General features: G+C 68.1%; 17 protein-coding genes. 12 read left to right on the top strand and 5 right to left on the bottom strand.

The window, feature by feature from the left end:
* Nucleotides 1-48 precede the first annotated feature (48 nt).
* From ACGF7Y_RS30320 to ACGF7Y_RS30330, 3 genes are all read left to right on the top strand, one after another.
* Entirely contained in the window at nt 49-2,355 is a 2,307-nt protein-coding gene (locus tag ACGF7Y_RS30320) for an ATP-binding protein (RefSeq protein WP_393239777.1), read from the top strand.
* A gap of 309 nt (nt 2,356-2,664) precedes the next feature.
* Complete coding sequence (locus tag ACGF7Y_RS30325) at nt 2,665-2,928, top strand: hypothetical protein (RefSeq protein WP_393239780.1); 264 nt, start codon at nt 2,665-2,667, stop codon at nt 2,926-2,928.
* Between the two features lie 323 nt (nt 2,929-3,251).
* Complete coding sequence (locus ACGF7Y_RS30330) at nt 3,252-4,241, top strand: BtrH N-terminal domain-containing protein (RefSeq protein WP_393239783.1); 990 nt, start codon at nt 3,252-3,254, stop codon at nt 4,239-4,241.
* 51 nt (nt 4,242-4,292) lie between these two features.
* On the opposite strand, the gene ACGF7Y_RS30335 is transcribed toward ACGF7Y_RS30330, so the two are convergent.
* Nucleotides 4,293-4,985 (bottom strand): helix-turn-helix transcriptional regulator, encoded by a 693-nt coding sequence (locus ACGF7Y_RS30335; RefSeq protein WP_393239786.1) that lies wholly within the window; start codon nt 4,983-4,985, stop codon nt 4,293-4,295.
* Nucleotides 4,986-5,113: 128 nt separating this feature from the next.
* On the opposite strand from ACGF7Y_RS30335, the gene ACGF7Y_RS30340 reads away from it, so the two are divergent.
* Genes ACGF7Y_RS30340 through folE form a run of 3 tightly spaced genes read left to right on the top strand, consistent with a single transcriptional unit; the run spans nt 5,114 to nt 6,676 of the window.
* Complete coding sequence (locus tag ACGF7Y_RS30340) at nt 5,114-5,626, top strand: DUF2231 domain-containing protein (protein WP_393239789.1); 513 nt, start codon at nt 5,114-5,116, stop codon at nt 5,624-5,626.
* A 34-nt stretch (nt 5,627-5,660) separates the two neighbouring features.
* Complete coding sequence (locus ACGF7Y_RS30345) at nt 5,661-6,077, top strand: hypothetical protein (RefSeq protein WP_393239792.1); 417 nt, start codon at nt 5,661-5,663, stop codon at nt 6,075-6,077.
* 2 nt (nt 6,078-6,079) lie between these two features.
* Nucleotides 6,080-6,676, top strand: coding sequence for a GTP cyclohydrolase I FolE (gene folE, locus ACGF7Y_RS30350; protein ID WP_393239794.1), 597 nt, complete (start codon nt 6,080-6,082; stop codon nt 6,674-6,676).
* Between the two features lie 76 nt (nt 6,677-6,752).
* Here folE and ACGF7Y_RS30355 read toward each other — a convergent pair whose 3' ends face one another.
* Complete coding sequence (locus ACGF7Y_RS30355; RefSeq protein WP_393239797.1) at nt 6,753-9,554, bottom strand: aminotransferase class I/II-fold pyridoxal phosphate-dependent enzyme; 2,802 nt, start codon at nt 9,552-9,554, stop codon at nt 6,753-6,755.
* A gap of 265 nt (nt 9,555-9,819) precedes the next feature.
* Here ACGF7Y_RS30355 and ACGF7Y_RS30360 point away from each other — a divergent pair, with 265 nt between their 5' ends.
* The 4 genes from ACGF7Y_RS30360 to ACGF7Y_RS30375 all read left to right on the top strand — a co-directional run bounded on the left by ACGF7Y_RS30360 (nt 9,820) and on the right by ACGF7Y_RS30375 (nt 13,569).
* Entirely contained in the window at nt 9,820-10,923 is a 1,104-nt protein-coding gene (locus tag ACGF7Y_RS30360; RefSeq protein WP_393239800.1) for a spore photoproduct lyase family protein, read from the top strand.
* A 201-nt stretch (nt 10,924-11,124) separates the two neighbouring features.
* The gene (locus ACGF7Y_RS30365) at nt 11,125-11,400 is read left to right on the top strand and encodes a GlsB/YeaQ/YmgE family stress response membrane protein (protein ID WP_063050060.1); all 276 of its coding nucleotides are present in this window, start codon (nt 11,125-11,127) and stop codon (nt 11,398-11,400) included.
* A gap of 491 nt (nt 11,401-11,891) precedes the next feature.
* Nucleotides 11,892-12,404 carry a hypothetical protein gene (locus ACGF7Y_RS30370; RefSeq protein ID WP_393239803.1) on the top strand — a complete coding sequence of 171 codons (513 nt, stop codon included), beginning with the start codon at nt 11,892-11,894 and terminating at the stop codon, nt 12,402-12,404.
* Between the two features lie 52 nt (nt 12,405-12,456).
* Nucleotides 12,457-13,569, top strand: coding sequence for an MAB_1171c family putative transporter (locus ACGF7Y_RS30375; protein ID WP_393239806.1), 1,113 nt, complete (start codon nt 12,457-12,459; stop codon nt 13,567-13,569).
* Between the two features lie 80 nt (nt 13,570-13,649).
* Here ACGF7Y_RS30375 and ACGF7Y_RS30380 read toward each other — a convergent pair whose 3' ends face one another.
* A complete protein-coding gene (locus ACGF7Y_RS30380) occupies nt 13,650-14,003 on the bottom strand; it encodes a YybH family protein (RefSeq protein WP_393239809.1) in 354 nt (117 codons plus the stop codon).
* Nucleotides 14,004-14,064: 61 nt separating this feature from the next.
* On the opposite strand from ACGF7Y_RS30380, the gene ACGF7Y_RS30385 reads away from it, so the two are divergent.
* The gene (locus ACGF7Y_RS30385; protein WP_393239812.1) at nt 14,065-15,057 is read left to right on the top strand and encodes a helix-turn-helix transcriptional regulator; all 993 of its coding nucleotides are present in this window, start codon (nt 14,065-14,067) and stop codon (nt 15,055-15,057) included.
* Between the two features lie 305 nt (nt 15,058-15,362).
* Here the strand turns inward: ACGF7Y_RS30385 and ACGF7Y_RS30390 are convergent, their stop codons facing one another.
* Complete coding sequence (locus ACGF7Y_RS30390; protein ID WP_393239815.1) at nt 15,363-16,205, bottom strand: SAM-dependent methyltransferase; 843 nt, start codon at nt 16,203-16,205, stop codon at nt 15,363-15,365.
* A gap of 108 nt (nt 16,206-16,313) precedes the next feature.
* Between ACGF7Y_RS30390 and ACGF7Y_RS30395 the strand changes: the two genes are divergently transcribed.
* Nucleotides 16,314-16,877, top strand: a complete 564-nt coding sequence (locus ACGF7Y_RS30395) for a TetR/AcrR family transcriptional regulator (RefSeq protein WP_393239818.1) — start codon at nt 16,314-16,316, stop codon at nt 16,875-16,877.
* Nucleotides 16,878-17,143: 266 nt separating this feature from the next.
* Here ACGF7Y_RS30395 and ACGF7Y_RS30400 read toward each other — a convergent pair whose 3' ends face one another.
* The gene (locus ACGF7Y_RS30400; protein ID WP_393239820.1) at nt 17,144-17,911 is read right to left on the bottom strand and encodes an SDR family oxidoreductase; all 768 of its coding nucleotides are present in this window, start codon (nt 17,909-17,911) and stop codon (nt 17,144-17,146) included.
* Nucleotides 17,912-17,935: the final 24 nt, after the last annotated feature.

Here is a 17,935-nt window from a genome sequence, read left to right on the forward strand (position 1 = left end):
GGTGATCGACACCGGGGCCCGCCTCCGAGCGGCTAAAATCCACATATCATGGGGCAACGCAGGCCCACACGCGGAGTCGGTAATCTGCCGTCGTCGGTCACGAGTTTCGTGGGCCGGCAGCGGGAGATCCGCGAGGTCCGGGCACTGCTGGCGACCGCGCGCCTGGTCACCCTGACCGGAGTGGGCGGGGTGGGGAAGACCCGCTTGGCCACCGAGGTCGCCGCTGCGTCCGGCCGCTCGTTTCCGGATGGGTCGTGGCTGGTGGACCTGGCCGCCGTCGATGATCCGCAACTGGTGGCGCGGGCGGTAGGGGCCAGTCTCGGGATCCCGGATCTGTCGCACCGGACCGCGGAGGAGCAGATCGTGGAGCGCCTCGCCGACCGGCGGGTGCTGATCGTGCTGGACAACTGTGAGCACCTGCTGGACGCGTGCCGCGTGCTGTGCCACCAGTTGCTGCGCGCCTGCGCCGGGCTGCGGATCCTCACCACCAGCCGTGCGCTGCTGGGCGAGCCGGGCGAGCATGTCTACCCGGTCCGTCCGCTGTCGATGCCTGCTTCGGACGAGTCCGTGACACCCGTGGCGGTGGCCGGTTTCGACGCGCCCACGCTGTTGGTGGAGCGTGCCAGGGCGGTGCGTCCCGACTTCACGGTCACCGAGCGCAATGCGGACGCGGTGGTGCGGGCCTGTGAGCGGCTGGACGGGATTCCGCTCGCGATCGAACTGGCCGCCTCCCGGCTGCGATCACTGTCCTTACAGACGATTCTGGACCGGCTCGAGGATCGGTTCGCGCTGCTGACGGGAGGCGCCCGCGCCGCGCTGCCACGACAGCGGACGCTGCGCGCTTTGATCGACTGGAGCTACGAGCTGTGCACACCGGCGGAACAGTTGCTGTGGACGCGACTGTCGGTCTTCGCCGGAGTTTTCACCCTGCACGCCGCCGAGGGCGTCTGCGCAGGCCCTGACCTGCCCCGCGAGCAGGTGCTCGACCTGATCGATCACCTCGTCGCGCAATCGGTCGTCGTCCTCGTCGCGGCGGACGACCAGACGCGGTATCGACTGCTGGAAACGATCCGCGAGTACGGATGGCAGCGGCTGACCGAGCGCGACGAGGCCACCGCGCTGCGCGACCGGCACCGCGACTACTACCGCACGCTCGCGGAGCGGATCGCCGGGCAGTGGAACGGGCCCGGCCAGGAGACCGGCCTGGCGGTGTTGCGCGCCGACCGCGCGAACGTCCGGGCCGCGCTGGAGTGGGCGACCAGCACTCCGGCGAGTTCGCGCGAGGCGCTGGCTCTGGTGACGGCGCTGCGCTATCACTGGTGCGCCGATGGGTTCCTCGGCTCGGGACGGCGCTGGGTGGACCGCGCGCTGCGGGTTGCCGTCGACGCCGACCCCGAGCGGATCCACGCGCTCTGGGTAGCGGGGTGGGTGCGGGTTCTGCAAGGTGACCTCGACGCCGCCGACGCGGCGCTCGACGAGTGCGTGGCCCGCGCCACGGAAGCCGGAGATCGCCGCGCGCTCGGCTGGGCGAGTAGCCTGCGCGCTTCCGCCGCGGGCTTCCGCGGCGACCTCGCCGCTGCCGTGACCGGCTTCGAGCGAGTGGTCGCGAGCTTCTCCGAGGATGACGAGCTGGTCCGGCTGACGCTGTTCCAGCTTGCGGTCGCCTACGGCCATGGACGCGATCCGAGGGCGGGCGCGACGGCTCGGCGCGCGATCGAGCTGGCCGACCGGCGCGGCGAGCAGTGGACCAAGTCGTACGCGGTGTGGGCACTCGGCTACGACCAACTCGTTCGCGGCGACTACGACCAGGCGATGGCCTCCGCTCACGCGGCCCTGGAGATTCAGCGCGAGTTCAACGACCATGTGGGGACCGCGCTGATGATCGAGCTGCTGGCCTGGACGGCGGCCGCGCGCGGTGAGCACCGCCATGCGGCCCGGCTGCTGGGCGCGATCCATGCGATGTGGCGGCGAATCGGGACGTCGATCGCCGCGTTCGGGCCGTACATGCCCGAACAGCACACCGCGTGTGAGCGCAGGGTGATGGACGCGCTGCCGGAGACGGTGGTGCGTGCGGAACGGGTGCGTGGCGAAGGGCTCGATCACGACCAGGCGATCACCTACGCGCTCGACCGGAGCGCGAGCGGCCCGCAACCCGCGCAGCTGCGAGCCGGTGTGCTGACGGCACGCGAGCGGCAGGTGGCCGAGCTGGTCGCGCAAGGTTTCAGCAACCGGCAGATCGCCGAGCGGCTCGTCGTATCGCCTCGCACCGTCGACCGGCACGTCGAGAATATCCTCGGCAAACTCGGCTTCTCGTCTCGTACGCAGGTCGCGGCATGGACGGCACGCCCGCGCTGAATCCCGGCTCCGGCGGGCACGGCTCATGCCGCTTCGGGTGCAGCGAACTGCGGAGATGGGTGTAGAAGTGGGTATTTTCACCCATGACCGCGCGGTGCCGGGTCTGTGATGCTCGTCAGATCGGGACGAGCAGGAGGTCGGTTTTGACAGCGGTTGACAGCGGCGTGAACGCCCTCGGCGGTCAGGCGAGTGGTATCACGGGCGGGGAACGACGGGAGCGTGGCAAACGATCAGCCGACCGCGCGGCGCCGGTCGGCGTCCGGTCGATCGACGGTGATCGCCGACCGCGCGTGCGATGGGGGGCCACCGATGGATGAGGTCCGGACCGAAGCCGACGGCCTCGGCGTCACCTGGCGGGTATTGCAGGATCATCTGATCTCCATCGTCGCGGTGCACAGCGCGTCCGATCCCGCGCCGATCGTCTCCTTCGGCCCCGACTCCTATCCGGATCTCGTGCAAGCACGAGAACTGCTTCCGGAGCTGACCAGGTTGTGGGACGCGGTGCGGCACGATTTCTGGGCGAAGCTCATTCCGCCGCCACCCGGATCATCGAGATCACGGCGATGGGCGTGACCGCGGCAGCTCGCGCCGCACGGGCGCTGTCCTACGACGTACCCAGGCGACCGTAGAGCCCTATCGCCGTGTCCAGGCGCCGCGGGCCTCGGCCTCTCGCCCCGAAGCGGCGAGCAGCACGGCGGCGTTCTCGTTGTGCCCACAGCGCTTCGCACCGGGTACGGGGTTGACTCTCCCGCCACGGGAGAGTCCACCATGTCGGCAACGCTCCCTTCGTCGCCCGCCACACGCGCGGCCGCGCCCGTCCGCGCGGCACGTCCCGTCGGGTAGGGAGGAGCCGCGAGATGACCTGATGATCTGCGCTCGGGAAGGCATGGCATGGCATGGCCACGGTGATGAACGTCGACGCGCGCGGTACGCAGCACTGCGAGACGACGGCCCTGGGAGTGCTGCTACGGCATCAGGGAATCGATCTGTCCGAGCCCATGCTGTTCGGCCTCGGCTCCGGTCTGTCCTTCGTCTACTGGGACAGCAAGAACATGGGCTTCCCCTTCCTCGGGGGACGGGTCAAGCCTTTCGACCTCACCAGGAACCTGGCCGCCGCGCTAGGACTGGAACTCTCGGTCGAGGAGACCACGTCCGCCCGCCGCGCTTGGGAGAACGTGGTGGCCCCCATTGATGCCGGCCTCCCCGTAGGACTGCAACTCGACAGCTACTACCTGGACTACTTCAGCTCGAAGGTGCACTTCGGTGGTCACGTCGTCGCTGTGTACGGCTACGACGACCATGACGCCTACCTGGTGGACACCGACCAGCAAGGCGGAGCGGTATCCACCAGCCTGACCGGCCTCGCCCGGGCCAGGGCCGCGCGCGGCCCGATGACCGCCAGGCACCGGTCCTTCACCCTCACCGCTGGGCGGAACCCGCCCTCCCCGCGCAGCCGTATCGTTCCCGCCATCACCGCCTGCGCCGAGGCTTTCCTCAACCCGCCGATCGCCAACCTCGGTCACCGAGGCATCGAGAAGGCGGGCAAGCTGGTGCCCACGTGGCTCCGGCGCACCGACGACCCGCAGCGGGACCTCGCCCAGGCCGCCCGCTTGATGGAGAAGGCCGGCACCGGCGGCGCGCTGTTCCGTAACTTCTACCGCGACTTCCTCGCCGAATGCATCCAGACCCTCGACAGCCGCCACCTGCGCACCGGCCACGGGCTGTACGCCGAGGCAGCCACCCTCTGGACGGAAGTCGCGGCACTGATCGCACAAGCCGGTGAATCGGGCGATGAGCGGCGCCTCGTACAGGCGGGCTCCGTTCTCCGGGATCTTTCGCGGGTCGAGTACGAGGCCATGCAGGCGCTGAACCGCCTGGGACGGTAGCGCTTCGAACGCCGCCCCTGCCTGTCGGCGCCTGACGCGGAGTATCGCTGGTCAGGTGGCTGAGCGGAGTTCTACGCAGCATTCCCCGGCCTTGGGCGCGAGCACCGCGTCGATCGTGTCGGCCTCGAGTCCGGCGAGCACGCCTGTCAGATAGGCGTGGTTGAGCCCGCACACCAGCTCGGGTTCGGCGGCGGCGAGCGGATGGAACGGGCAGTTGCGCAAGCGCAGGCAATCCGGTGCCGCACGGGTGGGTTCGAAGCCCTGTTCGGCGAGCAGCGATCGAAGGACCGTGAGCGCGCGTTCGGCGCCGAGCCGTCCGGGCCGTACCTGCTCTCGGGTGGCCCGGCCGAGAGCCGTGCCACGGTCGGTCGCCACGCGGCGCGCGGCGTCGCGCGCGGTCTCACCGGAGTCATGAGTGAGCACCGCGCCCATCAGTATCTCGGCCAGGACTTCGTGGCGGCGTTCGGGGATGCTCACCCGCACCTCGGTGCCGGAGGGCTCGTACACCTTCGGTGCGCGCCCGACTTTCCGGAGGCCGTCGAGCTGCTGGTAACTCGCCCGCAGCAGTCCGGCGGCGACGAGCTTGTCCAGATGGAAGGCCGCGAGTTTGCGCGAGATGCCGACCTGCTCGGCGGCCTCGTCACGAGTGACCGGACGACCCGCGCGGCGGATGAACCAGTACATGCCCCGCCGCAACTCGTCGTCGAGCGCGGCGACGGCGCCGATCGCCGATTCACTGGTCACCCGGCCATGATAGCGCCCATTGTGTTCGCCGGAACTTCGCAGACACCCTCGTGAGGTGGGTGACTTGACCCACAGCCCAAATAACGCCAATAATCTTTGGTGTAAATAAAGCCAGGGTGGAGGTTGCTATGAGCAGCGACATGCGGCAGGCCAAACGTCCGGTGAGCGCGATGCTCGCCGGGCCCTACGGTCATCCGTTCCATCCGATCCTGGTGACCGTGCCCATCGGAGCCTGGGTGGCGAGTTCGGTGTTCGACATCGCCTCGCACATGGTCGAGGACCCGGCCTTCCTCGCCCGCGGCGCGGTATGGCTGATCGCGCTCGGCGTGCTGGGTGCGCTGGCCGCGGCGGCGATCGGGTTGCTGGATCTGTTCGCCATCCCCACCGGCACCACGACGTTCCGCACCGGGCTGGTGCACATGAGTCTCAACCTGGTCGTCACCGTGGCGTACGCGATCAACTTCTGGTGGCGCCATACCGGCAGCGGTCCGGACGGCGCTGTCCCGGCGGGCCCGCTGCTGCTGTCGATCGTGAGTCTCATGGCACTGGCCGTGTCGGGTTACCTCGGCGGCAAGCTCGCCTACCACTACGGCGTCCGGGTAGCCGACGAAACCACCCAAGCCACCGGCTACCACAGGTGAACCCCTATCCCAACCCTTTCCGTCAGGAGACACCATGGCCATCGCGGCATTGATTCTCTGGCTGCTCACCGCCGTGGGCGGCTTCGTGCTGCTCGGCACCTGGATCGCGAGAGGCGGCGCTCGGCAACCGAACAGCAGCCACCTTCCCGCGCCGGTCGTGTTCGGGCACTTCTTGCTCGCCGTGGCCGGCCTGATCGTGTGGATCGCCTACCTCGCCCTCGATGACGACGCCCTCGCCTGGGTGGCGTTCGTGCTGCTGATTCCGGTGGCACTGCTCGGATTCGCCATGCTGCTGCGATGGCTGCCCGTTTACCGAGCGCGCGCGGCCGCTGAGGCGCCCGAACCGGCCGAGCGGCATTTTCCCGTCGCCGTCGTCGGTGGCCACGGCGTCTTCGCCGTCGCCACCGTGGTTCTGGTGCTGTTGACGGCACTCGGCGTGGGCGGGAGCTAGCCGTGCTACAGCCCGCGCTCCGCGTCGTCCACGAACCCGCTACGCAGGTGGACCTGGCCGCCGCCGAGGACGCCGCCCGGCGATTCCTGACCGCGCTCGGGGTCGGCCTCGACGACGAACACCTGCACGCGACTCCCCGGCGGATGGCCCATGCGTACGCCGAACTGTTCACGCCCCGTCCGTTCGACCTGACCACTTTCCCCAACGACGAGGGCTACGACGAGCTCGTGCTGGCTCGCCGCATCCCGCTGCGATCGGTGTGCGAACACCACCTGCTGCCGTTCGTCGGCGTCGCCCACGTCGGCTACCTGCCGGGCGAACGCATCCTCGGGTTGTCCAAACTCGCCCGTATCGTCGAGCATTTCTCCCACCGGCCCCAAGTGCAGGAACGACTCACCAAGCAGATCGCCGACTGGCTCGCCGAGAATCTGCAACCGATCGGCGTCGGCGTCGTCATCGAAGCCGAACACACCTGCATGACCCTGCGCGGCGTCCAAGCAGCCGGTACCACCACGGTCACCTCGACCTTGCTCGGCACACTGCGGGAAGACGCCCGCTCTCGCCAGGAATTCTTCTCGCTCACCGGGATCATGCCCTGAGCGACCACACCGGGCTCGCTCTCGCTGTCAGACCGTGATTCACCGGGTACGGCGATCGTGGGTCGCGCCGACCGACTCACCCGATCCCCGGATGGTGGATCGCAGGCACCGGAGCTGCCCTCGGCACACCGTCGGTCGTCGCCGCGCTCGCGTGCCGAGCCGCGGCCAGGCGCGTGAGCGCGGCCTCGGTGAAGACCGACAATCCGAGGTCGGGGTTGTATCCGTGAATCTCCTTGACATCGAGTTCGGCCAGGAAATAGAGGATCTCCGTCGAGATCAGCTGCCCCGGGACCAGCACCGGGAAGCCCGGCGGGTAGGGGACGACGAAGGTGGCGGACACCAGCGGCCTTCCCTTGGCGAGCTGTCGCCCCGCGTCGCCGAGCAGAACGTGCTCGCGGTCGGACTCCGCGTACCCGGCGTAGAAGGCCGATCGCATGTCCCCGAACGAGCTGGCGCCGTCGGGACGGAACGCGCTGTCGAACGCGCTGAAGTCGGGCAGCGCAGGCAGATCCTTGGTGATCTCGTCGACCCGGCGCTGTTGCAGGGCGCGATCGGCCTTACCGGCCGCGTTGCGGCCGCTCTCGAAGTCGGTAGCCACCCGGCGCAGCACGTCGAGCAGGTAGTGCACGCTCGACCAGGTGACGCCGATCGTGAAGATCAACAGCACACTGTTGATCGAGGTCTTGTTGATCTGGATGCCGAACCGGTCCATCAGGATCTTCTCGCGGAAGTCGTAACCGTTCATGCCGGTCTCGCCGATGAACAGGGTGACCCGAGTCGGGTCGAGCACGAACTGATCGGACCGCCACGCCTCATTCCACTCCGCCAAGCCACCCTGTCTGACCTGCCGGTACGAGCTGACGGCGGAGGGCCGGAACTCGCCGGGCACCAGGTCGGCCTCGTCGAGGATGCGGAACCACTTGCCGATCAGCCGGTCTTTGCGGACGCGGTGGCGGAACACCAGCGCCATGTCGTAGGCGTGCCGGACCAGCTGGAAACCCTCGATGTCGACCTGCCGACGCGCCAAGTCCAGCGACGCGAGCAGTTGCTGGTTCGGCGAGGTCGAAGTGTGGGTCAGAAACGCCTCGGCGAACGCCTCGCGGACGAGGGCTTTGAAATCCTGGTCGCGGATGTGGATCATCGACGCCTGCCGAAGCGCCGACAGCGACTTGTGGGTGGAATGCGTCGCGTACACGCGTACCCGAGCGCGCTCGGGATCGGGAAGCAGCCGGTGGTCGCTCCACTCGGCCCGGTCGACGCCCCGCATCGACGCACGCCATGCGCGGTACTGCTCGGCGTATCCGGACGACGACAACGCCGATTCCAGTTGCTCGGCGGCGACCATCGCGGTCCGCTGCCGTGCCCACGGCACCGCAGTGGCGAAGGCGTACCACGCCTCGTCCCACAGGAAACAGATGTCCGGCTTGATCGCCAGGACCTCCTCCATCACGCGCCGGGGGTTGTAGACGATGCCGTCGAAGGTGCAGTTGGTCAGCAGCAGCATGCGCACGCGGTCCAGTTGACCGGCCGCCTCGAGGTCGAGCAGCGCCTTCTTGATGGTCCGCAGCGACACCGCTCCGTAGATCGCGAACGGCGCGAGAGGGTAGGCGTCCAGGTACATCGGGTACGCCCCGGCGAGTACCAGGCCGTAGTGGTGCGACTTATGGCAGTTGCGGTCGATCAGAACGATGTCACCCGGCCGGGTCAGGGCCTGCACGACGATCTTGTTCGCGGTGGACGTCCCGTTGGTCACGAAGTAGGTCTGATCGGCGCACCACGTCTTGGCGGCCTTGTCCATCGCCGCCCTGATCGTGCCGTGCGGGTCCAGCAGTGAGTCCAGCCCGCCGGAGGTGGACGAGGTCTCGGCCATGAAGATGTTGCGGCCGTAGAACTCGCCCATGTCCTGGAGCGACTTGGAGTTGAAGATGCTCGCGCCACGCGCGACGGGAAGGGCGTGGAATTGGCCTACCGGCGCGGCCGCATAGGCGCGCAGTGCGTCGAAGAAGGGGGTGGCGAACCGGCTCCGGACACCGGCGAGCACCGTGCTGTAGAGGTCGGTGGCGTCGTTGAGCCGATAGAACGTGCGATCGTAGACGTCCGGCTCTTCCTCGGTCTCGGCGGCGATCGACTCGTCGGTGAGCAGATACAGGTCGATATGCGGCCGCAGCTTCCTGATCCACTCGCCACACTCGACCCAGTCGCGGGTGCGGTCGGTCACGACCACGTCGTCGTTGACGCCGAGCAACGTGGTCATCAACGGCACCCGGTCGCGGGAACGAAGCGGTAGGTCATGCCGGATGATCGCCGCCTGGATCTCGCCGTTCAACGCGACGGCGGTGATGGCGTCCTCGACGCTCGCCACGACGAGCAACTCGAACTGCACGTCGTCCGACGGGTCGCGAAGCGCCCGCAGGCTCTGCGCCAAGCCCTCGGGCGCCTTGGGCGGGGAGTCGTCGCCGAGCAGAACGGTGTAGAACTTCTGCTGTTTGGCCCGCGCCACGAGTTCCTGATCGGCCAACGGCGCGGCGTCGTCGAACATGGCCGCGCGGTCGCCGTACTCGGAGAGCAGGCGTACGGCCAGCGACACTTCCTCGGTGAGCCGCACCGTGGCGAGATCGGCGACATACCCGCGAAACGCCGCCAGCCTGGCCGCGCCCGGGTACAGCCAGTACCGCTCATAGGCGCCGAGACGGTCGAGGAGGCGCCGCACCCGCGCGGCTTCGCGGGTGGTATCCAGGCCGGCGCCGTTGACATCGGCGAGCCTGCGGCACGCGTCGTCGAGCAGATTCCACGTGTCGATTCGCGAGTACGACGGGTTCGCTACCGCCGCCAGCGCGGAAACACTGAGCCCCTTCGGGCGCTCGCCGTCTCGGTGCATGTCGTCAGTTTCGCCCCTCCATCGCCGGGCGAAGTGATCCGTCGAATGCGGCGGATCACGCTGGAACATCTATCCCCTGCGAATATTGTGCTCCGCCGAAGATCGAATTCCTAGCAGGCGAGAAATCCCGCCCCGCCGGTTCGGCCGGCGCGCGTCCACCGATGAGCCGCTCCGGGTGCGATCGGCCGCGCGTCGGCGGTGGCGCTGCCCACACCGCGTCGCCTGAGCCCACCGGAATGTCGGTGGGCTGGAGTAGGCAGAGGCTATGACTCGATCCACCGCAGATCAGGACCCCTTCCGGCCCGCCCCGAGCCCCCGCCTGCTGGACGTCCGTCGCCTGTGGGCCGAACCGGAGGCGCTGGCGAGCCCCCGTGGGCAGCAGGTGCGCGCGCGGTTCCCCGACGCCGAGATCATCACCGTCGCCTCCCACTGGAAGATCGACCAGCTGCACGGCAACGCGGGCAACGTCGACCGCTGGATCCGGGTCAAGACCGAGGACCTCGTGCTCGGGATCAAGAAGTCGCTCACGGCCCGGGCCAACGGCCGTTCCGCCGATTGGATCGCGCCCTCGACGTCCAACGGCTGCGCGATGGCGTGCGCCTACTGCTACGTCCCCCGCCGCAAGGGCTATGCGAACCCGATCACGGTGTTCACGAACATCGACAAGATCGTCGGCTACCTCGAACGGCACGTGCGCAAGCAGGGGCCGAAGACCGTGCCGAACCAGTGCGACCCGCACGCGTGGGTCTACGACCTGGGCGAGAACAGCGACTGCTCGGTCGACGCCCTGGTCAGCGACAACGTCGCCGACCTGATCACCGCGTTCGGCGCGTGGCCCACCGCGAAGGCCTCGTTCGCCACCAAGTACGTCAATCGCGACCTGCTCGACCTCGACCCCCGCGGGCGGACCCGGATCCGTTTCTCGCTCATGCCAGAGGCCGACGCCCGGTTACTCGACCTGCGCACCACACCGATCCGTCAGCGCATCGCCGCGATCGATGACTTCGTGGCAGCGGGCTACGAGGTGCACGTCAACTTTTCTCCCGTCGTCGTCCGCCCCGGCTGGGAGGAGGACTGGGCGGAGCTGCTGGAGGAGCTCTCGGACGGCACGGGCTCCGCCTTCAAGGCCCAGGCCGCTGCGGAGATCATCATGCTCACCCACAACGAGCAACTGCACGAGCTCAACCTCGGCTGGCACCCGAAGTCCGAGGACCTGCTGTGGCGGCCGCCCATTCAACAGGCCAAGCGCTCCCAGTCGGGCATGTGGAACGTACGCTACCGCAACGACGTCAAGGCCGCCGGTGTCGAGACTCTGACGGGACTCATCGCCCAGCGGACGCCCTGGTTGACGGTGCGTTACGCGTTCTGAACCGTCAGGATGCCCGTCGCCGAACGTCGTCCGGGGCGATGGTTGTGAACAGGTGCCAGACGTGCGCCTGCGCTCCGGCCGGTCGATCGGTGAGGATCCCTCAGCTACGCAATGCGATTGACGGCTCACGACCGGGGTATGGCGAGGACAGTCGCTCGCTCGATCAGTGTGCGGGCTCAACTCGACGAATCGGAGAAGAAGATGCTCGGTCTCGGAATCCTCGGTTGGATCATCATCGGCGGTCTGGCCGGCTGGATTGCCAGCAAGTTTATGAAAACCGATGCTCAGCAGGGCATTCTGCTCAACATCGTGGTGGGCGTTGTCGGCGGCCTGCTCGGTGGGTTCCTGCTGAAGCTTCTGGGAGTCGATGTCGAGGGCGGCGGACTGTGGTTCAGCTTCTTCACCTGCCTCGGCGGCGCGGTGGTCCTGCTGTTCCTGGTCGGGTTGGTGACCGGCCGTCGCGGCGCACTGCGCTGAGACCCGCGCTCGGCGGCGTAGAGCCGAACGCGCGCTTCGAACGGCCCGAACCCTTTCGAGGTTCGGGCCGTTCTTCGTGAGAGCGCGGGGACCGGCCACGTGAATGCTTGCGGGGCAGACGATCCGCCACGTGTCGAAGCCGACCCGCGTCACCGGCCGACGCACCATAGTCGATATTCGGCCACCGGAAGGCGGACGCTGGCGTGGCACGATCGTTTGCCCACCAGCGGGTTTCGTGCCCGGCGTCCGCCGTCTCGCCGGATCGGATCAGCAGTTGGTTGCGCGGCCGGCCGGGTCGCTGGTGGTACTACCAGCGCGAGAGCCGGGCTCGAGGCAGCGAGGTAACCAAGGCCGACGACGTCGCGGCCGATCCCCGAAGACGGATGCGAGAAAGCTTGCGCGACAAGCCACGTCCGCGACAATGCTCCGTAGACGACTACGCTCACCGCAATATCGGCATGGGGGCACGTGATCAGCGAGGGGAAGGCGTAATGGAGGATCTCGCCGCGCGATTCGAGGAGCTGGGTCGCCTGGTACCGATCCCCGATCCATGGGACATGACGGAATACATCGCGCGGGTGGCAGCGTACCGGGAACGGCCGATCACGCTGTCCCCGATCGACGTCGGCGCACTTTCGGGGAACGGATGCGGCACCGGAAGCGGCCTGTGGATCGCCCGGGAAGACGACGACGTGATCATGTATGGAGCCGACACCGAATGGCACGCCGATCACATCATCGCGCACGAGATCGGTCACATGCTGCTCGGCCACGGCGGGACCGCGAGCGGTCCCGGTGCCGGTACGGCCGATCTGCCGTTGCGCGAATTGATGCCGTCGCTGTCGCTGGAAACCATCCGCGGCGTACTGCGCCGCCAGGACTACGGCAGTGAGCGCGAGCGCGCCGCCGAAACTTTCGCCGACCTGCTGCTGGTGGAAGCGATGCTGCCGAAGCGGTCGGGGAGCCGGTTCCGCTCGACGTTCTTCCGAAACCGGCACCGATGAGATGACCTCCCCGATCCCGGTTTGGATCACCTGGCCTGTCCTGACAGGTCTCATGTTGGTGCTGGCCGGCCGGTGGTGGCTGTTGGGGGACAGCGTCGTCGACCGGCTCGTCAACCGCGCGCTCGCCGCCGGTATCTGCGAACACCTGTTGCGGGAGGCGCGGTTCGAACAGGCACTGGTCTGGCTGCTGCCCGGAGGTGACAGTGACGTGGTGAACCTCGCCCGGCAGCTCTCGCTGGGAGCGACCGTGTGGGCCGTCTCGAATATCTACGGCATCGCCGAATTGTGGGCGGGCGCCGACCCCGCCCACACGTGGCGCAGGCAGCGGCGTTATTACCTCCTCTCGATCGTCGTCACCGTCGTCATCCTGATCGCAGGGGCGCCCGCCCGCCGCGCTGATCAGTTGATCGACAAAGCCCTCGGCTGGCCGGCTGTCGTGGTCTGGGTCGCGTTTTCCCTGCCGCTCGGCGCTACGGCCCTGCTCGTCGGACGGGTGAGCGTGCGCGAGATGCGCGCGGCGGGGGACATCACCTGGCAGGAACGCGCCCTGTACGCAGTGGTCCTGTGCACCGCCGTGGGCATGGGGATCGTGGCGGTCGTCTACCCGATCGAGACCGCCTGCGATGTCGTGACAGGCCGGCCGTCATTCGATCCAGAGATGCACTGGAAGGCATGGAGCGGCTTCCTTCTCTCGGCCGTCGGCGCTCCCGCCGTGGTCACGGTGCCGCTGATCAGCACCCTGCTCAGCCGCCTCGGATGGGACCGCACCGGCCGATACTGCCGCCGCCTGCAACCGATGTGGGCCGATCTAGCCGCAGCCGTACCCGAAATCGTTCTGGAGACGCGCGACCGCGACGGCCGAACGGACCCGGCCATCCGTCTGCACCGTATGACGGTCGAGATCCGAGACAGCCTGCTGCATCTCAAGCGCTACAGCGACAGCCCCGACGATCTGGCCGCCACCGGCGCTGACCCACATATCCATGCCCGCCGCGTCGCCGAGGCGATTGCCGCCAAAGCTGCCGGGCGCCCCCCGAGCGCGAACCGGATCACGCCCCGACACCAGATCCGTCCGGGCGCGCGGGATCTCACCGCCGAGTTGCGCCGGCTGCTCGCACTCGCCGAGGCATGGCCCCACGTCCGCGGCCTGACCGAGCCGCCGTAACGCCGGTTACGCGGACCGGGACCCGCCTCGACGCCGCTACGCCGCGGTGGGCGCGGTCACGCCGGCCCACCGCCGCACCGCTACGGCACGAGCGCCGGCTGGTCCACGGCCCACAGCCACGACCCGTCCGGCTGGCGACGGGCGATCTCGACCGTCACCTCGCCGGTGGTCAGCGTGGACGCTGTCAGTGCCAGGTCGCCGCTCACCAACGCTGGATGTTGCCTACCGGGCGAGAGCACCGGCGCGGCCGCGACGAATTGTTCGTACACCTTGCGGATCTCCGCATGTCCGGTCGCGAGGTTGCCAGGTGGGAACGCCAGCACAGCGTTCGGCTCATACAACGCCACCAGCCCATCGACGTCGCCCGCATTGGCGCGCTCGATGAAGTACCTGCCCAGATCGTTGGGGTCGGTGGCCACATTCTCGATTGTCATGGTGATCAGCCTCCCAATAAATCACGACATCCTCTGTCGTGTATTCCGGTAAGTTTTCCGGATGCGCGCCGACCGATTGGTCTCGCTGGTGTTGCTGCTGCGTCAGCGCGGTCGGTTGACCGCTGACACGCTCGCCCGCGAGCTGGAGGTATCCACCCGCACCGTGCTGCGCGACATCGAAGCCCTCTCCGCGGCCGGCGTCCCGGTCTATGCCGAACGCGGACGGCACGGCGGTTTCGCATTGCTGCCCGGTTTCCAGACCGAGCTCATCGGGCTGAACCACGACGAGGCGCTCGCCCTGCTCGTCGCCGGATCACGGCGCGGCGCACAGGCATTCGGACTCGGCTCCGCGCTCGCCTCGGCCATGCGCAAGGTGGTCGACGCGCTACCGGAAAGCTATCGGGCCACCGCGACAGGCGCGGCCCAGCGATTGCTCGTCGACCCGGAGACCGACCTCCTCGCACGCCGGCTGGTCCGCGAAGAGGTTCCCGACACCATAGTGAGCGAGATCCGCCGCGCGGTGTTCGCCGGACACAAGCTGCGCATCCACTACGCGGCTGTGGCCCAGACCCCGAAGTGGCGAACGGTGGACCCGATCGGCCTGGTCACCGCACGCGGCCAGGGCTACTTGCTGGCCACGATGTCCGGCGCGGACCGCACCTACCGGCTGTCGCGGGTGCTGGCCGCCGAGGAACTTCCCGAACCCGCGCAGCGACCGGAACGAGTCGATCTGGACCGCGCCTGGCAGGAACGCAGCACGCAGTTCCGGACCGGCGGCGACCGAGTCACCGTGCTGGTCCGGGTAGACCCGGCACGACGGGAAGACCTGGTGCGCACCGCACTCGCCGTCCGCGCCGAAGAAGCCGACGCAGACGGCCGGCTGCGGCTCGAGGTGAGCTTCCAAGATCGCAGACACGCCGAATGGGCGCTGTGGCAGCTCGCCACGGGCGCCGAAGCCCTCACCCCGCAGTGGTTGCGCACCTCCCTGCGCGACCGCGCCGCGGCAATCGCCACCTGCTACGGAGAGTCGTCCGGCCGAACCGGAACAACGTGAGTCGTCCTCCTGCATGGCCGGACACCGGCTCTCGACCGCCTGCAGGCGTTTTCAGATCTCTGGTGCGGACTCCAGCCCGCCGGGCCGTGGCGTTCCCGATGCCTTCAGGGCGCGGGCTATGACTGTCGATCCGTGTTCGACGAATTCGGTGAGTCGCCGACCTGGGCCGCACACCTCGGCTTCGCCGACCAAGCACACCTGACCCGCACCGTCCGCGAGCACCTCGGCCATACCCGGACCGCCCTGCGCCGACTCGTGCGTGCCATTTGCGGGGAGTGGATCGTCGAGGGATCTCGGCCTGGCGGTCACCGGCGGATCGCGGCTATATTCCCGACGTCCGGGTCGAGCCCCGCTACCGGGCGGCCCAGTGGTGCGACCATGTCGCTCCAGCTGCGGAACGCGGTATCCCAGCCGATTTCGTCAAGCCATTGCTCGACATCCTCGCCGAGGCCGCCGGCTGCGCGCGGAGGGGCCGCATCGCCGGAGACGAGGCGGCGCAACTCGGGATACGGGCCTGCCGTGGCGTCGACCTGGAATCGGCTGACGCCGAAACGACTTCCTCGACAGGACAATTCGGTAAGTGTCCGAACGACTCGACGGTTCTGCGCCGGCGGCATGTAGGCAAGCGCGCCCTCGTCCACCCAATACGTCGGGATATCGGGACGGAAACCGTGCTTCCTCAGCGGCGTTGCCCAATCCTCCGCCAGATCCATGGCGATGACCTGGCGTCGACATGTCGGGGTGGAACCGGCCCGGGTCAGTACAGGCTCCTTGAACGCGAACAGCTCGGGCAGGTCTATCTCGAAGACGTGTATGGACTCCGGCAACTCCATCCGGAAGGCACGAGTGTCCAAGCCGGCGCCGAGCAAGACGATCTGGCGACAACCGGCGTCGATCGCCTCACGTACCCGATCATCGACCAACCGCACACCGAGGCTGCGCCCGGGATAGAACTGCTCCGCGACCGTCTCCAGCCGGGCCCAGCGCTCGGGTTCGAAATCCGACCGGGCGGCGGCGACGAACTGCTTCGCCAACGGGTCGTCGTACAGCCGATCCGGCCGCTCGGATTCGCGTGCCCGGATCATCGCGACCCCGATCGCGGTCATGGCCACGCCCATGACGGGTGCCTTCTCTGCCTGTTCGGTCATCGGTTCTCTCCACAGCTTCGATTTAACTTGCCGACCGGCTAGTTACTTGGGCTAGGAGGAGACGTTATGCTTCACCTAGCCGGTCGTCAAGCAAAATCGAGGACTCCCATGGATAGGCGTCGCAGCGACACCAGGGAACGAATTCGTTCCGTCGCCATGGAACTGTTCTCCGAACGCGGTTATGAGAAGACGTCGTTACGGGAGATCGCCGAACGCCTCGGCATCACCAAAGCCGCGCTGTACTACCACTTCCGCACCAAGGAAGACATCGTCGCAAGCCTCTCGGAGGATCTGCGCCGCGGCATCGACGACATCGTCGAGTGGGCCGAATCCGCACCACCGGGCCCCGAACGCGCCCGGCAGATCGTCACTCGCTACGGCGGACTGCTACACGGGCTCGGCAAGGACATGATCCGCTTCTGGGCCGAAAACCAGCCCGCCTTCCGTGACCTCGGCTTCGGGACCAGCCTGCGCTATCAGTTCCGAGTCCTCGCCGGCCTGATGACCCAGCCCGACTCCTCGCCGCTGGCGGAATTCCACGCCCGCCAAGCCCTGCTGGCCATCAGTTGGAGCCTGTCCATGATGGGCGACCTCGACATCAGCGACGAGGTCAGCTACCAAGCCGCCACGGGTATCGCCTCGAGCATCGTCGACCGCATGGGACAGCGGTGATCGGGCGCCGTCGACGGCCGCCGGCTTCGGGGAGGGTGAACCGCGGTCCCGCACCGCGAACACCACTCGATCCGTTCGCCGCGGTGGGTTTCAGCGCACTGCTGTGCCGGCGTTGCGTAATACTCCGCCTGTTGTGATCAGCGCGGCACGGCCGCATGCGCTGCGGCCCGTGTCACCGCCCGACGAGCCGCCATTCGCGCGAAGCACACCGAAGCACCGGATGTCGAAGCAGGCCGGTATCCGATCACGCGCCGGTCGATTCGTCTTCACCAGGGCACTGGGCCGTCCTCGCTGAACATGCCCGCTGTCGGCCCGTCGGCGCCGAGCGTGGCCAGGCGCACCAGGACCGCGGCTCCCTGTGCGACCGTCAGGAACCCGGTGTGATTGTTGCTGTCGGTGCCGACGTAGCCGGGGCAGGCGGCATTCACGAGGAATCCGTCCTTGCGCAATTCGTTGGCGTAGTTGACGGTCAGCGCGGCCAGAGCGGATTTCGAAGGGTTGTAGGCGGCCGACGGAAGCAACCCCGCGAAGGGGCCGTTCGGGTCGCTGATCAGGGTGAGTGAAGCGGCGTGGCTGCTGACGTTCACGATGCGCGGCGCCGGCGACCGCCGCAACAGTGGCAGCATCGCGTTGGTCACCGCGATCACGCCGAAAACGTTGGTCTCAAACACCGCCCGGACCATCTGCAGGTCGACGGTACTGGGAACCTGATCGTGCGCATCCTGCGGCGAAACCTGTCCGGAGCCGGTGATTCCGGCGTTGTTGATCAGCGCGTCGAGTTGTCCGAAACGCTCCTCGATCCGCTTCGCCGCCTCCTCGATGGTGACCGGGTCGGTGACATCCAGGACGATGGCGTGCGCGTCGCCGCCTGCCGAGCGCAGTGCCGCCGCGGCTTGCTCTCCACGCAGCGGATCCCTGGCTCCGAGCAGGACGGTCGTACCCAGTGCCGCGAGTTGTTCGGCGGCCCCGCGGCCGATCCCTTTGTTCGCCCCGGTGATCAGCGCGACTTTCCTGTGTGTGGTGTGCCCGCTCATGGTCGGCTCCTAGCTGCTCGTCGT

The organism is Nocardia sp. NPDC047654 (assembly GCF_043205035.1).
Classification (GTDB): Bacteria; Actinomycetota; Actinomycetes; order Mycobacteriales; family Mycobacteriaceae; genus Nocardia.

What these genes read in the sequence shown, in the direction of transcription:
- ACGF7Y_RS30400 (WP_393239820.1), bottom strand. Translation starts at nt 17,911, where the DNA reads ATGAGCGGGCACACCACACACAGGAAAGTCGCGCTGATCACCGGGGCG.
- ACGF7Y_RS30340 (WP_393239789.1), top strand. Translation starts at nt 5,114, where the DNA reads ATGAGCAGCGACATGCGGCAGGCCAAACGTCCGGTGAGCGCGATGCTC.
- ACGF7Y_RS30370 (WP_393239803.1), top strand. Translation starts at nt 11,892, where the DNA reads ATGGAGGATCTCGCCGCGCGATTCGAGGAGCTGGGTCGCCTGGTACCG.
- ACGF7Y_RS30375 (WP_393239806.1), top strand. Translation starts at nt 12,457, where the DNA reads ATGTTGGTGCTGGCCGGCCGGTGGTGGCTGTTGGGGGACAGCGTCGTC.
- ACGF7Y_RS30360 (WP_393239800.1), top strand. Translation starts at nt 9,820, where the DNA reads ATGACTCGATCCACCGCAGATCAGGACCCCTTCCGGCCCGCCCCGAGC.
- ACGF7Y_RS30320 (WP_393239777.1), top strand. Translation starts at nt 49, where the DNA reads ATGGGGCAACGCAGGCCCACACGCGGAGTCGGTAATCTGCCGTCGTCG.
- ACGF7Y_RS30390 (WP_393239815.1), bottom strand. Translation starts at nt 16,205, where the DNA reads ATGACCGAACAGGCAGAGAAGGCACCCGTCATGGGCGTGGCCATGACC.
- ACGF7Y_RS30380 (WP_393239809.1), bottom strand. Translation starts at nt 14,003, where the DNA reads ATGACAATCGAGAATGTGGCCACCGACCCCAACGATCTGGGCAGGTAC.
- ACGF7Y_RS30385 (WP_393239812.1), top strand. Translation starts at nt 14,065, where the DNA reads ATGCGCGCCGACCGATTGGTCTCGCTGGTGTTGCTGCTGCGTCAGCGC.
- ACGF7Y_RS30345 (WP_393239792.1), top strand. Translation starts at nt 5,661, where the DNA reads ATGGCCATCGCGGCATTGATTCTCTGGCTGCTCACCGCCGTGGGCGGC.
- ACGF7Y_RS30365 (WP_063050060.1), top strand. Translation starts at nt 11,125, where the DNA reads ATGCTCGGTCTCGGAATCCTCGGTTGGATCATCATCGGCGGTCTGGCC.
- ACGF7Y_RS30395 (WP_393239818.1), top strand. Translation starts at nt 16,314, where the DNA reads ATGGATAGGCGTCGCAGCGACACCAGGGAACGAATTCGTTCCGTCGCC.
- ACGF7Y_RS30355 (WP_393239797.1), bottom strand. Translation starts at nt 9,554, where the DNA reads ATGCACCGAGACGGCGAGCGCCCGAAGGGGCTCAGTGTTTCCGCGCTG.
- ACGF7Y_RS30325 (WP_393239780.1), top strand. Translation starts at nt 2,665, where the DNA reads ATGGATGAGGTCCGGACCGAAGCCGACGGCCTCGGCGTCACCTGGCGG.
- ACGF7Y_RS30330 (WP_393239783.1), top strand. Translation starts at nt 3,252, where the DNA reads ATGGCCACGGTGATGAACGTCGACGCGCGCGGTACGCAGCACTGCGAG.